Source organism: Bacillus sp. LL01 (assembly GCF_001037965.1).
Window position 1 is genome coordinate 115,415 of record NZ_LFEL01000001.1, and the last position, 20,672, is coordinate 136,086.

The window sequence follows — 20,672 nt, forward strand, 5'->3', positions numbered from 1 at the left end:
TTTCAAGATAATACAAAGCTTTTGCGGATTTCATCGAAGTATGTCGAATGTTCAAAAAATAAAGGGTTTTTTGTTTTTGTTCTCGAAATAGTAGGAGATATACATAATGATAAGGAGGAAACAATTTGCTTTCTTTTAAAAAACCTGAAGTAGAACAATTTTTCAAAGTCTTTAACATTGAGGATTTCACCTTAAGTCCTGATGAAAAGCAATTGGTTTATAGTACAAATCTGACCGGACACTATAACGTTTGGGCAATGGATCTTCCAAACCAATATCCGTATCCACTTACATTTAACAATCAGAGCTGCCATGGCCTGAAATACGATCCGGATGGAAAGTACATATTGGCAAGCTTTGACCACGATGGGAATGAGCTGACCCAGTTCTATGCGCTGCCTAATCGCGGAGGTGAATTGCAGGATGTGAGGGTGGATGAGGAACACCGCCATATGTTCCCGAAGTTCTCGAAGGATGGGAAGAGGATTTACTTTACCAGTACTAAAGGGAACAAAACGTACTTGAACTGCTATTGCTATGACATTGAAACGAAGAAGGAGCGTTTGTTGGTGGAGGGAGCGGAAGCGTCCACCTATTTGATTGATGTCTCAGGAGATGAAGAAAGCTTTATCACGCTTAAGCAGTTTGCCAATACCCATACGTTGGCCTATTTGGTACAGAATGGGGAATCGACACGATTGACCCCTGAAACAGATAAACAGCACACCGTTGATAGTGCACTTTTCACCGATTCTGCCTCGATTTATCTTGTAACAGATTACGGGGAAGACAATGGTTATCTTGCGCATTTTGATATGGTAACAAAAGAGTTTACCAAGATTTCCGATGTTGATATGCATTTTACCAACATGTACCTCGACAAAAAAGGGAATCAATTGTATCTCGTTTCCTCTCAAGGGGTGGAAGATAAACTTTTCAGCTACTGCCTAGAGAGAAAAGAGTGGAACGAGGTGACCATTCCGGTTTCCATCATTGATAAAATGGTGATCGGGAAAAGTGGGTCGGTCTATCTACTGGGAAAAACAGCTTCCAAGCCTGCCAACATTTATAAATTGGAGGGGGACTACTGGCTTGCATTAACTAATAACCGTGTACCTGCTGTAGGTGATGAGGATCTTTCTGAACCGGAGATTCTAAGTTATCCATCGTTTGATGGTCTGGAAATAGAAGCACTATTCTTCAAAGCGAAAGAAGAGGTATCTAACGGACATGTGGTGCTTTGGCCACACGGTGGACCTCAGGCATCCGAACGCAAGTTTTTCCGCTCGTACTTCCAATTCCTTGTGAACAGGGGTTATAGCATCTTTGCTCCGAACTTTCGCGGGTCATCCAACTACGGATTGGCCTATATGAAAATGGTGGAAGGGGATTGGGGGCATGGACCACGCCTTGATAACATTCATGGAATCGAATGGCTAATTGAAAAAGGATACGCGGACAGAGATAAGATTTTCCTGATGGGAGGTAGCTATGGCGGTTATATGGCTTTGCTGCTTCACGGACGTCATCCTGAATATTTTAAAGCGGTCATCGATATTTTCGGAGTAAGCAACCTGTTCTCCTTCATTGATTCCGTACCGGATCACTGGAAGCCAGTGATGAAGCAATGGGTAGGGGATCCTGTGGAAGACAAGGAAAGGTTAACAACCGATTCTCCTATTACTTATCTTGATACGATGACAAAGCCGATGCTGATCATCCAAGGTGCCAACGACCCTCGAGTGGTCAAAAAGGAATCCGATCAGATTGTTGAAGCCCTTAAAGAAAAAGGGAGAGATGTAGAATATCTTGTTCTGGACGATGAAGGTCACGGCTTCTCCAAAAAGGAAAATGAAATAAAAGTATTCAAAGCGATATTAACCTTCCTTGAAAAGCATATGTAGGACATTATAGCCCCAATTGACGGAGTCGAACTAACTGGTTCGGCTCTTTCCATTTTTCTTTGGAAAGGCGTAATGGTTTAGTTTAGATAGGAACCACAGTCCTACACTCCTCTACGCCTCAAGAAGTATTTTCCAAAAATCACTTTTTATTTACCCTGATAGCGCATATAATCAATTTTGGGAGATGGAAATTAATTCTTATTTTTCTAAAGTTGAGGGGAGAACTTAGGATGTCGATTATGGAGTTTATTCTAAAAAGAAAGATTGCTGTTGGATTGTTGGTCGTATTTGTATTTATGATCGGTCTCTATTCACTGAACAAATTGGATCAGGAACTGATGCCGCCGATATCATTTGATATGACCATCGTGCAGGTGGATGCAGGTCAAATGCCTGTATTGGATGTAGAAGAGAAAATCACGAAACCGATAGAGCAGATTTTGAGCGGGATGGATGGTGTTGATTCGCACTCTTCGGCAACCTATACCGGAAAGTCATCTATTACTGTCATGATCGAGGAGGGAAGAGGGGATGAAGTACATAAGAATATAGAATCAGCAGTAGGACCACTCTCCTCTCAGATTCCTGGAGTTCAATATATTAATAGCTTCCAAATGACCACTAGCCAAGAATACGAGTTCTACATGGACATTTCTACTGGCAGCATGGAGGATATAACGGCCTTTGCAAAAAATGTGGTGGAGCCAAGGCTTGAGGCATTGCCGGAAGTAAGAGATGTGAAGTTTGATGGATTAGAAGAGAACGAGGTTATCATTCAATTAAAGAGTAACCAACTCACTGAATCTGGTGTGGACTCACAACAGATCATCCAAACCATCCAGCAGTCCAATCTGATTACTTCTTTTGGGGAGTTGAAGGAAGAAGCAAACGAGCCAACGTTAAGGTGGAATACTTCTTTAGTGGACGTGAAGGATATTGAAGAAATTCTGATTCCTACGATGTCTGGGGTGAAAGAACTTGGGGAGCTTGCTGATGTAGAACTTCAAGTTCGTGATACGGCATCAGGTGTTTGGAAGGATGGAAGCCAAGATGTGGTGATGGTCCAGGTCGGTCGTGTATCAGAAGTTACACAAATTGAAATGGCCGAGGCAGTCCGTGCGGAAGTGGAAAAAATAAGGGAAGAAGGACTTGTTGAAGGTTTTGCATTTGAAGAGATAGTCGCTCAAGCCGACTATGTGAGTGAAGCAGTGGATGGAGTTTCGAGCAACATTCTAATCGGGGGATTACTGGCAATCGTTGTGTTGTTTCTGTTCCTGCGAAATGTGAGAGCAACCATCATCATTGGTATCTCCATCCCTTTATCGATTCTACTCACCTTTGCAAGCATGTGGATACTGGGTTACAGCATCAACATGTTAAGCCTGATAGCTTTAGGACTCGGTATTGGAATGATGGTGGACGCATCGATTGTTATTTTAGAATCCATTTATCGGAAAAAAGAGCAGGGAATGAAGAATCGGGAGGCCGTTTTAGTCGGAGTGAAGGAAGTAGCATCTGCGGTATTCGCCTCCATGCTAACTACCATTGTCGTGTTTCTGCCTATCGGTTTGTTGGGCGGGGAAGCAGGTAAGTTCATGATCATCTTATCCGTTGTGGTCATTGCGACACTGATAAGTTCAGTGGTTGTATCCTTTACGCTGATTCCATCCCTATCAGAAAATTTCTTGAGGCTTTCGAAAAGACAGAAGCAAAAAAGAGACAGTAGGATAATTCTTTCCTACGGTAATTTCATAAAATGGCTGACTGGGAAAAAACGCAGACGTTACGGAGTTATCTTCCTGTTCATTCTTATGTTTATCGGATCTCTGGCTTTAGTCACAAAGGTTCCGATGACCATTATGCCTGATATGTATAATCGCTACTCAGAAATAATGGTGTCATTGGATAAAGGAGTGACACCCGAACAGAAAAATGACATTGCAGAAGCGATTCACTCCAAGCTCGTTGTTATTCCGGATGTGGAAGAAGGCTTTGTAATGGATCAAATCGAGTTCATGTTTGTGCTCATCAATATGACGCCGGAAGAGGAAGCGACCCTAGAACAAAAAGAAGTAAACGAGCGGATTCTCGCAGGTTTACTTGATTTAAAGGAAGATTTTCCGGTTGTCGATGTCACTTCGGTCATGAGCGCAGGGGCAAGCTATCCAGTTCAGATTGAAATAAGCGGGGAGAATCTCGATGGGCTGACGTCCCTTTCTTCTGACTTGGTGAAAGAATTAAACGATGTCACCGGGATCATCGGTACCACCACTTCCCTTGGTGCCATGATGGATGAAGAATTGATCGTGTTGGATGAGACGGCGATGAAAGAGGACGGAATTACTCCGTTACAAGTTTTGGGAGAATTAAATAGCCTTACTTCTTCCATTCCGATCGGTGCATTGCAGGATGAAGCCGGAACACCTATCCTGATTGCTCCTGATGAAGTAATTTGGAAGAAAACCGATCTTCTCAACCTTGAAGTTACCACTCAGGAAGGTCCTAAAAAACTATCCAATTATGTAACCTTTGAACAAGTGAAAGCGCCAGGGCAAATCGACCATAAAGATGGCGAGCGAGTCGTTAAGGTTTTGGCCAATATCGAAAATCGCGATCTTGGTTCGGTAAACAGGGATGTGCAAGAAGTGATTGACTCCTTTGAAACTCCGGATGGCTACACTATAACGGTTGGAGGCAGTCTAGAGGCGCAGCAGGAAGCCATACAGGATATGCTCGTCATTCTGGCGATTGCCATTTTCCTGGTATACGTCGTAATGGCGGTACAATTCAATCATTTGCTTCATCCAATTATTATCATGACCATCATACCTATGACCTTTACTGGTGTGATATTTGGATTGTTGTTAACACAGCGTGAACTGAGTATCATGTCAGGAATGGGTGTCATCATGTTGATTGGTATCGTTTTAAACAATGCCATCCTCCTGATTGACCGTGCGAAACAGCTGAGAGCAGACGATTATGGTGTTGGAGAAGCGATGGTGGAAGCGGGTATGAACCGTATCCGTCCAATATTTATGACTACGTTGACAACGGTTGGGGGAATGTTACCACTTGCCATCTCTACGGGAGCAGCAAGCAACTATCAAGCACCACTGGCCACTGTAGTCATCTCTGGACTGTTGTTCTCAACCCTGATAACACTTGTACTAATTCCATCCGTCTACATGCTTTTCCATGATATTGGAGTGGGGATTCGTAAAGTGTTCAAGAGAAATAGAAACAAAAGGACAGAGCAAGTATCTACATCTAAAAAAGCAGTTTAAACATTCTCAGGCATCCAATATCTTAAAGATAGTGGGTGCTTGTTCCTTTCCTTCTTAAAAACCTTACATTTTAGTTGCCCCTTAACTTTAGTTTTTTCTATTATATGGTAACATAGAAACTACTAAAACATGAATTAAGGTGGTATACATACATATGAAAACTCTCGTTTGTTACGGAGATAGTCTGACTGCAAGGCATGAAGGAAAAGACAACCCTCGTCTCACTGAAAAACTAACCTCGAAACTCCCTGCCTACAAGGTCTTAAATGCAGGTGTGTCAGGACATACAACAAAAGATGCGCTAGCTAGGATTGAAAGGGATGTATTGGCCCTCAGCCCTGATTTAGTAACGGTTCTCTTTGGCTCAAATGATGCTGCTGCACATAAAAGAGTGGCACTTAACACTTATAAAGAGAATATGTTAAAGATTACTCGACTAATTGGCCCTGATAGAACAATCCTCATCACCCCACCACCAGTGGATGAGAACCTACAACCGAACAGGAAAAATAGCGAACTGGCTAAATATGCAGATGTGGTTAGACTTGTTTCAGAAGAAACTGGAAGCCATTATATTGACTTTTATACTGATTTATATTCCAGACCAAATTATAAAGAGCTGTTAGTTGGTACATTAAATGACGGTTTGCATTTTGGTGAAGCGGGATATGACGTTTTGTCAAAGCTAATTACGGAAAAAATACATGAGATTGATTCTAAGGGAGAAAGGCAGCTTGATTAGGGCTGTTATATTTGACCTTGATGGAACCCTTTTGGATAGGGATGTTTCGGTGAAAAAATTTATTGATAATCAGTATGAAAGGTGCAAGAAAGCTCTTGGACACATTCCAAAAGATAATTATATGGATAGATTCATTGAGTTGGATGCACGGGGGTATGTTTGGAAGGATAAAGTATATCAAGAGCTTGCTAAAGAATTTATGATAAAGGCACTGACCTGGAATGAACTTTTGGATGATTATATCCATCACTTTCAATACCACTGTACCCCTTTTGATAAGGTAGAAGAAACACTTATACAACTTGCTGAAGACAACCTTTCTTTAGGTATGATAACAAACGGTTTTGAAGCTTTTCAGATGAACAATGTTAAAGCTTTGGGAATAGAGTCCTTTTTCAAAACTATTTTAATATCGGAGCGTGAAGGAATAAAGAAACCTGATCCTAAAATCTTTCTAAGATCTGCTGAATTGCTTCAAGTATCGACGAAGGAATGCCTTTTTGTTGGGGACCATCCCGAAAATGATGTAAAAGCTGCTAAAGCTGTGGGAATGACTACTGTTTGGAAGAAAGATTCATATTGGGACGAAATAGATGCCGATTATATGATTGAAGATCTCGATATTTTACCTGGAATAGTTAAATCCATTAACGAAAAGTGGATGTCAGAAGAGATTAAAAGAAGATGATGATATACGAAGAGAAAAGAGTGGTCTACCAAAACGAAGATTTACTTATAAGGGAACTTCATCAAGCTAATGATGAAAATCAAATATATAAATGGTTGTCCGATCCGAAAGTATTGGAGTTTTATGAGGGGCGAGATGTAACGTTTAAGATGGAAGATGTGAAGAGAAAGTTCTTCAATAGAGAAGATGAAATAACCAGATGTATGATCGTCTATCAAGGAAAAGACATTGGATATATTCAATTCTATCCTATCAATACTGATACAAGCAACTTAGCAGAATATCAGGAGATAGAAGGAGTTTATGGCCTGGATCAGTTTATCGGCGAGTCAAAATTCTGGAACAAAGGGATAGGAACCCTGCTAGTCTCGTCCATGGTTAACTATCTATTTACGGAAAAAATGGCTGCCCGCATCATAATGGATCCGATGACAACCAATGAGAGAGCAATAAAATGCTATGAAAAATGCGGCTTTCGAAAAGTAAAGGTACTTTCAAAACAAATGCTGCATGAAGGGGAATATAGGGATTATTGGTTGATGGAAGCTATTAATAATACATCTTGATACTTAGAACTGTGAATTTAGGGAAACTTCTAGATGAAAATGGATAGCCGCTCTAATACTGGCACCTTATGAATCGAGAACACAATATTTCATGGAGCGGCTTATTAGACGAAATTAACTTAAATCACTTTTTTCTTTCATTCAAATCTAGATTATTATTGCTTGAACGGTAATGACGAGATAATACGTGAAGGGAAGCAGAGTAATGGTTAGACCAATTTTTCTAAGGTGACTTTTAAATTGAAGGGATAATCCTATAAACCAAACGCCAAAGAAGAGTAAATACCAGAGATTGTATTGGGGAGTTTCGGTTTCCGCGATTCCTGGTCCTGCCAGCCATAAGGACAATAAAAGTACAAATAATCCGGACAATACATTCCATAATACCAAGGTTAAATTTTTCAAATCCAGTCCCTCCTGAGCAAATAAGTTTCATTTAGTGTAATTTTACACAATGTTTCAGGTGCTGTATATACCCTTTTAAAATGTTACCTTACTTTTAAGGAACCAGGTATAAGGCGCCTTTCTTTCTGTTTGAAGTAGTTGTCATTCCTGCACATTTCCATTAAACTAAAAATTCATTCTATTCTATACAAAGGAGCGTGACTTAATGACCAAATTAGGGTTTATTCGCCACGGAAGCACTGCCTGGAATAAAGAGCGAAGAGCACAGGGTAGTTCAAATGTTCCCCTCGACCAGGATGGTATTAGAGATGCAGAACGGTTATCGGAACGAATAAAGAATGAGGACTGGGATGTCATCTATTCCAGTGATCTATTAAGAGCAAAGCAGACAGCTGAGATTGTGGCAAGAAACCTGAGTGTGGACGAAGTGTTTTTAGATCGCAGGCTTCAGGAGGTAAATGGAGGCCAAATCGAAGGCACTACAGAATCGGAAAGAAAAGAAAAATGGGGAGAGAATTGGAGGGAGCTGGACTTAGGAATCGAATCGAGGGAAATGGTCCTGCAACGAGCACTCTCATTTATCGAAGATGTAACAAAAAAGCACCCGGACCAGCATGTATTGGTGGTAAGTCATGGTTCCTATATCAGACATCTTCTAGGAGAATTGGTGAAGGACCTCAAAATGGAAGACCACCTGGAAAACACTTCTGTCTCTACCGTTAAAGTTCGGGAAGGGCTTTGGGAATGTGAGTTGTATAATTGTACAAGGCATCTTGAAGGCAAGTAATACTAGGTCCTTAAAGCAAACATCAGATTGGGAAGTCTTGCTATGATCATGCTACCTTAGGTATAATAAGAATATATGTTCGCATACCGTAAAAGGAGGCATTTTTTTGATGCAGACTGAAGAAGATGTACTGGATCTTATTAAATCGGATGAATGGATGATGGAAATAATAAATGCTACAAAATCACTGAATCTCCCTGATTGGTGGGTATGTGCAGGGTTTGTCAGGTCGAAAGTTTGGGATACGCTGCACGGTTATTCCCAAAGGACTCAAATGCCTGATATTGATGTCATTTATTTTGATAGTAAGGAATTATCTGAGGAAAAGGAAAAGCAATTGGAAAGGGAGCTTATGCAAATATACCCGGAAGCTCCTTGGTCGGTAAAAAATCAGGCAAGGATGCACACGATAAATAGGGTGTCCCCATATGGGAGTTCATTAGATGCGATGTCCAAATTCCCGGAAACGGCCACTGCCATTGGGGTTAAATTAGATTCGGAAAATAAGTTGGTATTAGCCGCACCATGTGGAATTCAGGACCTGGTGAACCTTACAGTAAAGCCTACTTCCTCTTTCCAAGAATCAGCTGAGCGAGTTACTATCTATGAAAATCGGTTGAGGGAGAAAAATTGGAAATCTACTTGGCCTAATATCACGCTTTTCCATGCAGAAGGAGTAAAGTCATGACAGGATTGTTGCACCACATAGAACTATACGTGTCTGACCTGAATAAGACGAAAGAATTTTGGGGTTGGCTGCTTGAAGAATTAGGCTATAAACCTTATCAAGAATGGGAGAAGGGCAAGAGTTGGAAGTTAGATGGTGCCTATATAGTCTTTGTCCAAACGGAGAAAAGATTTCTTGACATTCCCTACCACAGGTGTGGTGTTGGGCTTAATCATCTCGCCTTTCATGCGTCATCTCGGGAACAGGTGGATTCTCTAACCGAGCAACTCAAAAGGCGTGGAGTGGACATGTTATACATGGACAGGTATCCATTCGCAGGTGGAGAAAACTATTATGCTACATTTTTTGAAGATCCCGATCGGATTAAAGTGGAGCTTGTAGCACCTTCAGATTGATGAAAAGTTAAGGGAGGTGTTGTTAGAATGCTGATCACATTACTATTGATAGGTATTGCTGTAGGTGTCGGTACCATCATTTCCTATCTGGGACTATTGTTAAAGCAGAATAGGAGAATTATAGAGTTGTTGGAAATGAAGAATACGGGAGAGAAATAAGATGCCTAATATAAGCATGTATACGATGTGCCTTGTAGTGGATGGAGAAAAGGTTCTCTTGATCAACAGGCCGACTGACAAAGGGTTTCCCGGATACATTGGACCTGGTGGGAAAGTGGAATTTCCTGAGAGCCTGACAGAAGGCGCCATCCGCGAAGTGCATGAAGAAACAGGCCTGGAGGTAAGCAACCTAGTCTATAAAGGACTGGATGAATATGTGGATGAAATAAATGATGAAAGATACATGGTGTTTAACTACATAACAGATACTTTCAAAGGAAAACTTTTAGAATCTCCACCTGAGGGTGAGTTGAAATGGGTGGCCATTTCAAAAGCTTTAGAACTTCCCATGCAGAATTGGTTCAAAGAAAGGTTCCCTTTGTTTTTTCAAGAAGGAACATTTGAGAAACATGTGGTGTGGGATGATAAGGTTAAGAAAGTAGTAAAAGAAGTGGTAATCAAGCACTAGAAATAGTAAAAAAAGGCTGTTTTTGAGAAAAGAGCCTAAAAAAAACATCCGAGAAAACTCGAATGCTCTAGGATACCTTTTTCTTTTTTAAGCTTAACCAAGTGATCTTCGGCTCTGTCTTTTGGATGATCCGGCCAATATTCGTCCGGTGTTTAAAAATGACGAATGCTGTAAGCAGGGATACCGCGATTATGAGCGGCAAATCTCCATAAATGATACTGTAAATGGTTGTTACCACTCCGGTAAGTATGGAAGATAAAGATACATATTTTGTTAAGAATAAAAACAGGAAAAAGCAAAATAACATAAGTCCGAACAATAGCGGATTGGCGAACAGCAATACTCCGCCTGAAGTAGCCACAGCCTTCCCACCACGGAATTTTGCAAAGATGGGATAAACATGTCCGACAACAGCGCAGGCACCAGCAAGAAGCGGATGAATGTCGGCTCCAAGAAGAAATGGCAGGGAGGCAGCCAATGTCCCTTTCAAAATGTCGCAGATTGTAACGATCATTCCGGCCTTTACGCCTAATGTGCGGAATGTATTTGTTCCACCCAGGTTTCCGCTTCCGTGTTTACGGATGTCGATTCCATAGCCCACTTTTCCGACGACGAGCGCGAAGGGAATGGAGCCTAGGAGGTATGCAAGTATAATAATAAGTAGTTCTGTCATTAAATAAACCCCTTTATGTAATAATTCCTATCTTTAATATATGTTAAATTCAACAGGAAGCAAAGGGTTTCTTGCAAGTTATCTCGATTTTTTTATGAGTAAGTCTTAATATCAGGTTGTGAGAAGTTGTTAAATACCTTCTGAACGGGTATAACAAATAATAAATAGAAGTGAAGGAGACTGATAACATGAGTATTGAGATACCTAGCCGAGAAGAGATAGGGAAGATTTTAAAAAAGAGCAAAAGGATTGCAGTGGTCGGGTTGTCTGACAATCCATCCCGCACCTCCTATATGGTGTCTAAAGCAATGCAGGACGCAGGTTTTGAAATTATTCCAGTTAACCCGACAGCCAAGGAAGTACTGGGGGTAAAAGCTGTACCTTCATTGAAGGATGTCGAGGGGCATATTGATATCGTCAATGTCTTCCGTCGTTCTGAGCATTTATATGGTGTTGCAGAAGAGTTTCTGGAGGTTAACGCTGACGTATATTGGGCACAATTGGGCCTTGCCGATGAAAAAACGTATGAACTATTGAAGGAAAAGGGCTATACTGTTATCATGGACCGTTGCATTAAAGTGGAACACGCTTTAACCAAATAGATTCCAATCGTCCTTGTTTTTTATTAAAACAAGGATTTTTATTCTTTTTATGACAATTTACGCCAAATTTTGTTGGCTAATGTCTAACAACTCTATACAATAGAACATAGACAAGTTCCAAATGTATGATAATATATATACGAATATTTGTTGTTTCTAAACGACAAATGGGTTTACTTAACAGTCTTAATTATACATAAAGATTTATTGGCAGTAGCAGTGAAAGGGGTATGTTTTTGGTGGCAAAAAATACGTTTGAATATAACGATGATGCGATACAGGTATTAGAGGGCCTTGAAGCTGTACGTAAACGTCCTGGTATGTACATAGGAAGCACGGACAGCAGAGGTCTTCATCACCTTGTATACGAAATCCTTGATAATTCCGTCGATGAAGCATTAGGTGGATTTGGGGATCATATCATTGTGACGATACACAAAGATAACAGCATAAGCGTGAAGGATAAAGGCCGAGGTATGCCTACCGGAATGCATAAGATGGGAAAACCTACCCCCGAAGTGATTTTAACCGTATTACATGCAGGTGGAAAGTTTGGTCAAGGTGGATATAAAACTAGTGGAGGTCTACATGGTGTAGGTGCCTCTGTAGTAAACGCATTATCTGAATGGTTGACAGTAACAATCAAGAGAGATGGAATTGTCTATGAACAGCGTTTTGAAAATGGAGGAAAACCGGCAACAACCCTAGAGAAGATTGGGACAACCAATCAAACAGGGACTACCATTCATTTCAAACCGGATACGACAATCTTCAGTACCATAACTTATAACTTTGAAACATTATGTGAACGTCTTCGAGAATCAGCCTTTTTGTTGAAGGGTTTGAAAATAGAGCTAAACGATGAACGTAATACTGTCAAGGAAGTATTCCATTATGAAAGCGGGATAGAAGCGTTTGTTTCCTATCTCAACGAAGAAAAAGACTCTCTTCATAATGTCGTGTCATTTGAAGGTGCCCAAAACGGAATGGAGATAGATTTTGCTTTTCAATTCAACGATGGATACTCAGAAACCATTCTGTCCTTTGTCAATAATGTTCGGACAAAAGATGGTGGAACACATGAAGCTGGTGCCAAAACGGCAATGACGCGTATTTTTAATGAATACGCACGGAAAGTGAACCTTTTAAAGGAAAAAGATAAAAACCTTGATGGTTCTGATATCCGAGAAGGATTATCGGCCATTATTTCGGTCCGTATCCCTGAGGAGTTGTTGCAGTTTGAAGGACAAACGAAGGGGAAACTTGGTACAAGTGAGGCCCGTTCTGCAGTGGATAGTGTGGTGTCAGAACATCTGGCTTACTTCCTGGAGGAAAACCCGGAAACAAGTTCAATGCTTGTCAAAAAATCCATCAAAGCTTTTCAAGCCCGCGAAGCAGCCCGTAAGGCAAGGGAAGATGCACGAAGCGGCAAGAAACGGAAGCGTTCTGATGCTATGCTTAGTGGGAAATTGACTCCTGCTCAATCTCGTAACCCTCAGAAAAATGAGATTTACTTGGTAGAGGGGGACTCTGCAGGCGGTTCAGCAAAACAAGGCCGTGACCGCCGTTTCCAAGCCGTGCTTCCGCTTCGAGGGAAAGTCATCAATACGGAAAAGGCAAAGCTTGCAGACATCTTCAAAAACGAAGAGATCAATACTATCATCCATGCAATCGGCGGGGGAGTTGGACCAGACTTTTCGGTAGAAGACATCAACTACGACAAAGTCGTCATCATGACTGATGCTGATACGGATGGAGCTCACATTCAGGTGTTGCTGCTTACCTTCTTCTATCGCTATATGAAGCCACTTATCGAAGCGGGGAAAGTGTTTATCGCACTGCCTCCTTTATACAAAGTGAGCAAAGGGACAGGGAAGAAAGAGGTATTGGAATACGCATGGTCTGATGAGGAACTACAGGGGGCTATCCAAAAGATTGGCCGTGGTTATACAATTCAGCGTTATAAAGGTCTTGGGGAGATGAATGCGGACCAGCTCTGGGAAACAACGATGAATCCGGATACTCGTACCCTTATTCGCGTACGAATCGATGATGCAGCCCGTGCTGAACGCCGTGTGACCACACTTATGGGTGATAAAGTGGAACCAAGACGTAAGTGGATCGAAAGTAACGTTGCCTTTGGGCTTGAAGAAGATCCTAATATTCTAGAAAATGATAACTTGTTGGTCGCAACAGAGGAGGTATAACAGATGACACAGACAGAGAAATTTCACGACCTACCCCTAGAGGAAGTTATAGGCGACCGATTTGGACGTTATAGTAAATACATTATCCAGGAGCGTGCATTACCAGATGCACGTGATGGACTTAAGCCAGTGCAACGTCGTATTTTATATGCCATGTATGCAGAAGGAAACATACACGATAAGCCTTTCCGTAAATCGGCCAAAACGGTTGGTAACGTAATCGGTAACTATCATCCTCATGGAGATTCCTCCGTGTATGATGCAATGGTCCGTATGAGTCAGGACTGGAAGGTTCGAAACATGCTGATTGAGATGCATGGGAACAACGGTAGTATTGATGGCGATCCTCCAGCAGCAATGCGTTACACGGAAGCAAGATTATCACCGATTGCTTCCGAACTTTTGCGTGATCTTGACAAAAAAACGGTCGATTTCATACCCAACTTTGATGATACGTCTCAGGAGCCTGTTGTTCTTCCTGCGATGTATCCGAACCTGCTGGTAAACGGATCTACCGGAATTTCTGCCGGTTATGCAACAGACATCCCACCACACCATCTTGGTGAAGTAATTGATGCGACCATCATGCGCATCGACAACCCTTCTGTGAGTGTGGATGAGTTAATGACCGTCATCAAAGGACCAGATTTCCCTACTGGAGGTATTATTCAAGGGGTAGAAGGAATCAAAAAAGCCTATGAAACTGGTAAAGGTAAAATCATCGTCCGCGGTCTAGCTGAAGTCGAGGATATCCGTGGCGGCAAGCAGCAGATTGTCATCACAGAGGTTCCATATGAAGTGAACAAAGCAAACCTAGTTAAGAAAATGGATGAGCTTCGTTATGATAAAAAAGTGGATGGCATCTCAGAGGTACGTGATGAAACCGATCGTACCGGCCTACGTGTTGTCATTGAGTTGAAAAAAGAAGCAGATGCAAATGGCATTTTAAATTACTTATACAAAAATACCGATCTGCAAATCACCTTTAACTTCAACATGGTAGCTATCTATAAAAAACGCCCGACGTTAATGGGTCTCCCACACTTCTTGGATGCGTACATAGATCACCAGAAAGAAGTAATCTCCAACCGTTCACGTTTCGAGTTGGAAAAAGCGAAAGAACGCCAGCATGTGGTGGAAGGCTTGATGAAAGCACTCTCCATTCTAGATGAAGTGATTGCGACAATCCGTGCTTCCAAAGACAAACGGGATGCAAAAGATAACTTGATTGCCAAGTTCACTTTTACAGAGCCACAAGCAGAAGCTATCGTTTCCTTACAATTATACCGTTTGACGAATACTGATATCACCGCACTACAGGCAGAGGCAGACGAACTTGCCAAGAAAGTAACTGATCTGGAAGCGATTCTAGCAAGCGAGAAAAAGCTTTTCTCTGTCATTAAGTCGGACCTTAAGCGTGTGAAAAAACTCTATACGAATGATCGCCGATCCAGAATTCAGGACCAGATTGAAGAACTTAAAATTAATCTGGAAGTGATGATTCCATCAGAGGATGTCATAGTGACGGTCACGAAAGATGGATATGTGAAGCGTACAAGCTTGCGTTCGTATTCGGCATCAAATGGTCAGGATTTTGGCATGAAAGAAACCGACCGCATTATTTCTAAGTTGGATATCAATACAACACAAACGTTGCTATTGTTTACCAACAAAGGTAACTACCTGTTCCTACCTGTTCATGAGCTTCCGGATATACGCTGGAAGGACATGGGACAGCATGTTGCTAACATAGTGCCTATTGATCGTGATGAATCCATCATAAAAGGAATACCTGTCAGCAAGTTCGAGGAATCTAAATTCTTATTGTTTGTCACCCGTAACGGAATGGTTAAAAAGACGGAGCTGAATGCATACAAAGCGCAGCGCTATTCGAAGCCGTTGATGGCCGTCAATCTTAAAGGGGATGACCAAGTAGTCAATGTACATCTTACAGATGGCGCTCAGGACATCTTCCTGGCAACAAGAAGCGGATATGGACTTTGGTTTACAGAAGAAGAAATTAATGTCGTTGGTGCCCGGGCAGCTGGTGTGAAAGGCATTAACTTGAAAGATAAGGACTATGTAGTAAGTGGTCTGGTATTTGCAAAAGAGTCAAAAGCCATGCTGTTCATCGCTACCCATCGCGGGGCAGTCAAGAAACTAAAAATCACTGAATTTGATAAAGCCTCACGTGCCAAACGCGGCCTTGTCATGTTGCGTGAAGTGAAGAATAATCCTCATCAGATTGCAGCAGTGGAACTTGTGGAACCTTCAAGCTACATCTATGTTCAAACAGAAAAAGGTGCGACGGAGAAGCTTGCTGCCGCCAGCTATCGTAACAATGACCGTTATTCGAACGGATCCTTTGTACTGGATCAGCAGGAATCTGGAGATGTCATTGAAATGTGGGTTGAGACGCCTGAGGAAGTAGAAGGCAAGTAAAGAAGAAGATTTTAAAGATTGATTGACCGCTTTTCTGCGCTTTGTATTTGCGTGGAGAGGCGGTTTTTTGTTTATTTTGGAGCATCAGTGAGGGGAATTCTTCATTTTGATGGGAAAGTGTCAGATTGAGAATCTCATTTATCTCAGAAGAGTGTGGAAACAAACCGGGAAAGAGGTTTCCAAATTAGAAAATAGGTAGATGAATAGTGGGAATGTAGAAGGTTGGAGCTGAAATGTAGGTGAGCGGTTGGGAAATGTACAAGTGGATCTGGGAAATGTAGAAGTTCGCCGTTGAATGGTAGAAGATCAAGGCTGAAATGTAGAATGGTCGGCAAGGTAAGAGTGATAGACCCTACATTATGGTGTAGTGAAAGTGCTTTTTGAAACAGGTGTAAGGTAAGTGTCTGGTATAATTGGAAATAGATTATACCTACATGAAAAATGAGAAGTTGCGAATGACATCCGCAAGCATATCCATCATTTAATTCTAATAGAATAATGGGGGAAGAGAGGTGATGCAAATGAAACCGGTATTACTCGTTGTAGATGTTCAAAAAGGGTTTGACGACCCGGCATGGGGGCAAAGGAACAACCCTGATGCAGAAAGTAGAATGCTAGAACTTTTGAAGGTATGGAGACAAAGGGATTACCCCATCATCCATGTTCAGCATGTTTCGCAGGATGAAAACTCCAAGCTTCATCCTAGTAACCCTGGATTCTCATTGAAAAAGGGATTTGAACCTTTGGAAGAAGAATACTTCATCAGGAAGAAAGTGAACAGTTGTTTTATCGGAACGGAATTGGACAGTTACCTTAGGAATAATGGTTATCGAACCTTGGTAGTAGTAGGTCTGACTTCTAACCATTGCATATCCACTACAGTAAGAATGGCTGGAAATCTAGGGTACAGAACATTTGTTTGTAGTGATGCAACAGCAGCATATGAAACCACATCCTACGATGGTTTGCACCTCACTGCAGAAGAAGTTCATCGACATGCATTATCCGCTCTACACCAGGAGTTTGCAGAGGTCGTTTCCTCTGAAGAGATATTGGAATTGGTTAAAGAAGAAACAATTAGTATATGAAAAAAAAACAACGCCCCCAAAAAAGGGCGTTGTTTTGTATTGATAATGGGTTTTATCTAACTTTTTGCTCCAGCTCATGAAGATGTGGAGGGAATTGACCAGTGGTAGATGTATGAAGGGGAGAGAGAGTTTTGAATGGTCAAGTTGAACTTTGCGGTAGATGAATTCCTAATCAAACTGAATAGCAGCAGCATCTTTTCGGTCTGGAGCAAAATATACCGTCGGGGTCCTTGCCCAATAGATAGCACCTAAACACATCGAACACGGTTCGCAACTACTATACAGAATGTAACCTCTAAGCTCAAATGTATTAAGACTCCGACAGGCCTTACGAATCGCCATGATCTCAGCATGATGTGCGGTAGGGGTCCATGTTTAGTTGAGGACCTCAGAAATGATTTGATTATTTCTTGTTATAACTGCACCAAAGTGTCCACGATTATCTTTCACATTCTGCAAAGCCAAGTGATGGCACGATGCAGAAAGAATTCATGCATGTTGTACTCCATAAAACCCCTCCTACAATATACATACCTTCTTCCATCTTATTTTCATGTTGCAATTTTATAACGCGTATAAAAACAAATAACTATTACTTTATACTACAAAAATTTTCCATGGTAAAATATTGATTGTTTGATTTTGTCGCAATTAGTAGTCATAAAGAAGAATGTATTAGATATTATGTAGATTTTGTCGATAGTTTTGGACCTTAGAACTAAAGGGATTTAGTCTATCTATGTATAATTATATATAATGTAAGAATTTTTAGAATTATTTGTCGTAATAATTGGGGGTGAGCGAGTACATAGAAGCAGGGAGAAAGTCTTGTGGAGAGTGTTCTAAAATTTATTAAGAGGGGATGTTTTAAGTTTGGGAAGAAAAGCTTCTAAATTATTGTTTGCTTTATTAACAATCGCATTAGTTTTTTCGACGTTTAGTTTTGGTACATATGCTAACGGAGGAAATACACAAAACGCAAAAGTTATTCCACTAGCCGAAGTATTTGGAGATATTGAATTATCTTCATCAAGGCCAACATCGGTCATTGTTGAATTGGAAGCAGAATCTCTAGTTGAAGCCAAGTATAAAGGGAAAAAGCAAACAAAGGCAGGTTTGAAGAAGGAAAGAGGAAAGGTAATTGGCGAGTTGAACAAAGCAGTCAAAAGTGCAGATGTAAACAGAGAATATGATTATGTATTTTCCGGATTTTCTGTTGAACTACCAGGAAATGAAATTATTAAACTATTAGCTATTCCTGGTGTTAAAGCGGTTTACCCGAACGTACACTACACAGCGGATGTAATCTCTGCTGAAGAAGTCACTGCAGAATCATTCAGCCCGGCGATGATGGAAAGTGCTCCGTTTATCGGTTCTGATAAAGCTTGGGATGCTGGGTTCACCGGTGAGGGTGTGACGGTTGCTGTAATCGACACAGGGGTTGATTATACTCACCCAGATTTGGCACATGCATTTGGTGACTACAAAGGGTATGACTTTGTAGACAATGATAACGACCCACAAGAAGGTCCAGGGCAATACCATGGTACCCACGTTTCTGGTACTGTAGCGGCCAATGGTACTATCAAAGGAGTAGCTCCAGATGCTAAACTATTAGGTTATCGTGTATTAGGACCTAACGGTGGAACAACCGAAGATGTTGTAGCTGGTATCGAACTTGCGGTTCAAGATGGGGCTGATATTATGAACCTATCTTTAGGTAATACACTCAACAATCCTGACTGGGCAACGTCTATTGCGCTTGACTGGGCAATGGCTGAAGGGGTAGTAGCGGTAACTTCCAACGGAAACGCTGGTCCAAATAATTGGACTGTAGGATCTCCAGGTACTTCCCGTGATGCTATTTCTGTAGGGGCTACACAGTTGCCGTACAATGTTTATTCATCAACAATATCGACTTCTGAAGGGGTCGAATATCCAAGTGCGAAAGTTATGGGCTTCCCATCTGATGAAGAATTGCTTGCACTTAATGATGGAGAATATGAGTATGTTTATGTTGGTTTAGGATCCCCTCAAGAATTTGTAGGAAAAGATCTTGAAGGGAAAATTGCTCTAATTAGCCGTGGTGACTATGCATTTGTTGATAAAGCTACCAACGCAAAGAATGCAGGGGCGATTGGTGCAATCATTTTTAACAACGTAGCAGGCGAGCATGCTGATGTACCGGGCATGGCAGTTCCAACAATTAAAACAACTTTAGCCGATGGACAGAAACTATTAGCAGAATTAGAAGCAGGAAACAATACAGTTTCATTTAATATTGAATTTGATAAAGCTGTTGGCGAAACAATGGCTGATTTCTCATCCCGTGGGCCGGTAACACTGACTTGGATGATCAAGCCAGACGTTTCTGCACCTGGGGTAAATATTGTTAGTACTTTCCCTGGAAACGGTTATGCGGCTTTACAAGGAACTAGTATGTCATCTCCGCATGTAGCAGGTGCAGCTGCATTAATTCTTCAAGCAAATCCAAGTTGGGGAACAGAAGATGTAAAAGCTGCATTAATGAATACTGCAGAAGATATGATTGATCCTGCTACTGGTGAAGTGTATCCTCATAACACACAAGGTGCAGGTAGTATTCGGGTATTAGATGCTATTCAAACTAAAACATTAGTAGCACCTGGTAGCCATTCCTTTGGGAAGTTTGTAAAAGATAATGGTAAACAAGTTGAAAAATCTCACTTTGAAATCAAAAATCTTTCAAAAGAAAGAAAGACGTACAGTTTTGATGTAGAATTTACAGATAATCCTGACGGCATTAAAGTGATGACTAGCAAAAATTTAAAAGTAAATGCAGGGAAGTCTCAAAAAGTAAACTTTAATGTTCAAGTAGACGCATCTAAAATGGAGCCAGGTTATTATGAAGGAACTATTTTAGTTAGTGATGGTACTGAAACAATTAAAGTTCCAACAATTTTATTTGTAGATGAGCCAGATTATCCTCGTGTAACTGGTGCTTTCATGGAAAATGCCGGAGAAGGTAACTATTATGTAGGAGCTTACTTACCGGGTGGAGCAGAAATTTTAGAATACGATATTTATGTATTCAATCCTAATGGTACGATAGGTGGATTTGTAGACACAATCGGATCTTTTGAAAATGCTCCAACACCATATCATGAAATTGTATGGGATGGAACAGTTCAAGACGGAATTGTATTGCCTAATGGTGATTGGGTGATGGCAGTATATGTAGAAAAAGCAGGCGTTACTGAATATAAGGCGTATTTGGTAACTAAAAACTAATGACTAGAAAACACCTCCAGTTACAAATCTGGGGGTGTTTTTGCGAGATCATTATTTGGAAGGGAGAGACCAATAATCTTATTATGTAAACTATTATGACTAAAAGAGGTCTGTAATTTAAGGCATATAAGTGCTTTAAATAAACAATAGATTAAATATTATATGTTTATAAAACAAATTTATATCAGATCAAAAGTTACTACTCAAATCCAAATTAGATTAATAATTAATTAAACTGTGGCATTTAATCATTCTTATTATCTCCGTCTCACTATCATAAGTTTACTCTGTTTTTGATAC

Annotated in this window: 19 protein-coding genes; 15 read left to right on the top strand and 4 right to left on the bottom strand. The window is 40.9% G+C overall.

Features of this window, described 5'->3' with window-relative positions; all coding sequences use genetic code 11:
• Positions 1-125 precede the first annotated feature (125 nt).
• From AB685_RS00640 to AB685_RS00660, 5 genes are all read left to right on the top strand, one after another.
• The gene (locus tag AB685_RS00640; protein WP_047968633.1) at positions 126-1,904 is read left to right on the top strand and encodes a S9 family peptidase; all 1,779 of its coding nucleotides are present in this window, start codon (positions 126-128) and stop codon (positions 1,902-1,904) included.
• A 230-nt stretch (positions 1,905-2,134) separates the two neighbouring features.
• Entirely contained in the window at positions 2,135-5,191 is a 3,057-nt protein-coding gene (locus AB685_RS00645) for an efflux RND transporter permease subunit (RefSeq protein WP_047968634.1), read from the top strand.
• 154 nt (positions 5,192-5,345) lie between these two features.
• On the top strand, positions 5,346-5,933 hold the full coding sequence (locus tag AB685_RS00650) for an SGNH/GDSL hydrolase family protein (RefSeq protein WP_047968635.1): 588 nt from the start codon (positions 5,346-5,348) through the stop codon (positions 5,931-5,933).
• On the top strand, positions 5,926-6,621 hold the full coding sequence (locus AB685_RS00655) for an HAD family hydrolase (protein WP_047968636.1): 696 nt from the start codon (positions 5,926-5,928) through the stop codon (positions 6,619-6,621). Before AB685_RS00650 ends, AB685_RS00655 begins: the two co-directional genes overlap by 8 nt.
• Positions 6,618-7,187 carry a GNAT family N-acetyltransferase gene (locus AB685_RS00660; protein WP_082153447.1) on the top strand — a complete coding sequence of 190 codons (570 nt, stop codon included), beginning with the start codon at positions 6,618-6,620 and terminating at the stop codon, positions 7,185-7,187. Before AB685_RS00655 ends, AB685_RS00660 begins: the two co-directional genes overlap by 4 nt.
• Positions 7,188-7,334: 147 nt before the next feature.
• On the opposite strand, the gene AB685_RS00665 is transcribed toward AB685_RS00660, so the two are convergent.
• The gene (locus AB685_RS00665; protein ID WP_047968637.1) at positions 7,335-7,592 is read right to left on the bottom strand and encodes a hypothetical protein; all 258 of its coding nucleotides are present in this window, start codon (positions 7,590-7,592) and stop codon (positions 7,335-7,337) included.
• Positions 7,593-7,797: 205 nt separating this feature from the next.
• Here AB685_RS00665 and AB685_RS00670 point away from each other — a divergent pair, with 205 nt between their 5' ends.
• The 5 genes from AB685_RS00670 (at position 7,798) to AB685_RS00685 (ending at position 10,090) form a co-directional block, all read left to right on the top strand.
• On the top strand, positions 7,798-8,379 hold the full coding sequence (locus tag AB685_RS00670) for a histidine phosphatase family protein (protein WP_047968638.1): 582 nt from the start codon (positions 7,798-7,800) through the stop codon (positions 8,377-8,379).
• Positions 8,380-8,488: 109 nt separating this feature from the next.
• Complete coding sequence (locus AB685_RS00675; RefSeq protein ID WP_082153448.1) at positions 8,489-9,067, top strand: nucleotidyltransferase family protein; 579 nt, start codon at positions 8,489-8,491, stop codon at positions 9,065-9,067.
• Positions 9,064-9,462: a VOC family protein gene (locus tag AB685_RS00680; protein ID WP_047968640.1), complete on the top strand. Its 399-nt coding sequence runs from the start codon at positions 9,064-9,066 to the stop codon at positions 9,460-9,462. Before AB685_RS00675 ends, AB685_RS00680 begins: the two co-directional genes overlap by 4 nt.
• Before the next feature lie 27 nt (positions 9,463-9,489).
• Positions 9,490-9,621, top strand: a complete 132-nt coding sequence (locus tag AB685_RS32310) for a hypothetical protein (RefSeq protein WP_277814263.1) — start codon at positions 9,490-9,492, stop codon at positions 9,619-9,621.
• A gap of 1 nt (position 9,622) precedes the next feature.
• Positions 9,623-10,090, top strand: a complete 468-nt coding sequence (locus tag AB685_RS00685; RefSeq protein ID WP_047968641.1) for an 8-oxo-dGTP diphosphatase — start codon at positions 9,623-9,625, stop codon at positions 10,088-10,090.
• A gap of 67 nt (positions 10,091-10,157) precedes the next feature.
• On the opposite strand, the gene plsY is transcribed toward AB685_RS00685, so the two are convergent.
• Positions 10,158-10,763: a glycerol-3-phosphate 1-O-acyltransferase PlsY gene (gene plsY, locus AB685_RS00690; protein ID WP_047968642.1), complete on the bottom strand. Its 606-nt coding sequence runs from the start codon at positions 10,761-10,763 to the stop codon at positions 10,158-10,160.
• Between the two features lie 188 nt (positions 10,764-10,951).
• On the opposite strand from plsY, the gene AB685_RS00695 reads away from it, so the two are divergent.
• The 4 genes from AB685_RS00695 (at position 10,952) to AB685_RS00710 (ending at position 17,102) form a co-directional block, all read left to right on the top strand.
• Positions 10,952-11,365: a CoA-binding protein gene (locus AB685_RS00695; RefSeq protein WP_047968643.1), complete on the top strand. Its 414-nt coding sequence runs from the start codon at positions 10,952-10,954 to the stop codon at positions 11,363-11,365.
• 230 nt (positions 11,366-11,595) lie between these two features.
• Positions 11,596-13,572 (top strand): DNA topoisomerase IV subunit B, encoded by a 1,977-nt coding sequence (parE, locus tag AB685_RS00700; RefSeq protein ID WP_198530436.1) that lies wholly within the window; start codon positions 11,596-11,598, stop codon positions 13,570-13,572.
• A 3-nt stretch (positions 13,573-13,575) separates the two neighbouring features.
• Positions 13,576-16,014 carry a DNA topoisomerase IV subunit A gene (gene parC / locus AB685_RS00705; RefSeq protein WP_047968644.1) on the top strand — a complete coding sequence of 813 codons (2,439 nt, stop codon included), beginning with the start codon at positions 13,576-13,578 and terminating at the stop codon, positions 16,012-16,014.
• A 515-nt stretch (positions 16,015-16,529) separates the two neighbouring features.
• Complete coding sequence (locus tag AB685_RS00710; protein ID WP_047968645.1) at positions 16,530-17,102, top strand: cysteine hydrolase family protein; 573 nt, start codon at positions 16,530-16,532, stop codon at positions 17,100-17,102.
• A 168-nt stretch (positions 17,103-17,270) separates the two neighbouring features.
• Here the strand turns inward: AB685_RS00710 and AB685_RS31950 are convergent, their stop codons facing one another.
• Both AB685_RS31950 and AB685_RS32470 read right to left on the bottom strand, forming a co-directional pair.
• Positions 17,271-17,444, bottom strand: coding sequence for a nucleoside deaminase (locus AB685_RS31950; protein ID WP_241773221.1), 174 nt, complete (start codon positions 17,442-17,444; stop codon positions 17,271-17,273).
• Between the two features lie 500 nt (positions 17,445-17,944).
• A complete protein-coding gene (locus AB685_RS32470; protein WP_241773222.1) occupies positions 17,945-18,151 on the bottom strand; it encodes a hypothetical protein in 207 nt (68 codons plus the stop codon).
• 7 nt (positions 18,152-18,158) lie between these two features.
• On the opposite strand from AB685_RS32470, the gene AB685_RS00715 reads away from it, so the two are divergent.
• Positions 18,159-20,372, top strand: a complete 2,214-nt coding sequence (locus AB685_RS00715; protein WP_347230856.1) for a S8 family serine peptidase — start codon at positions 18,159-18,161, stop codon at positions 20,370-20,372.
• The last annotated feature ends 300 nt before the right edge of the window (positions 20,373-20,672 follow it).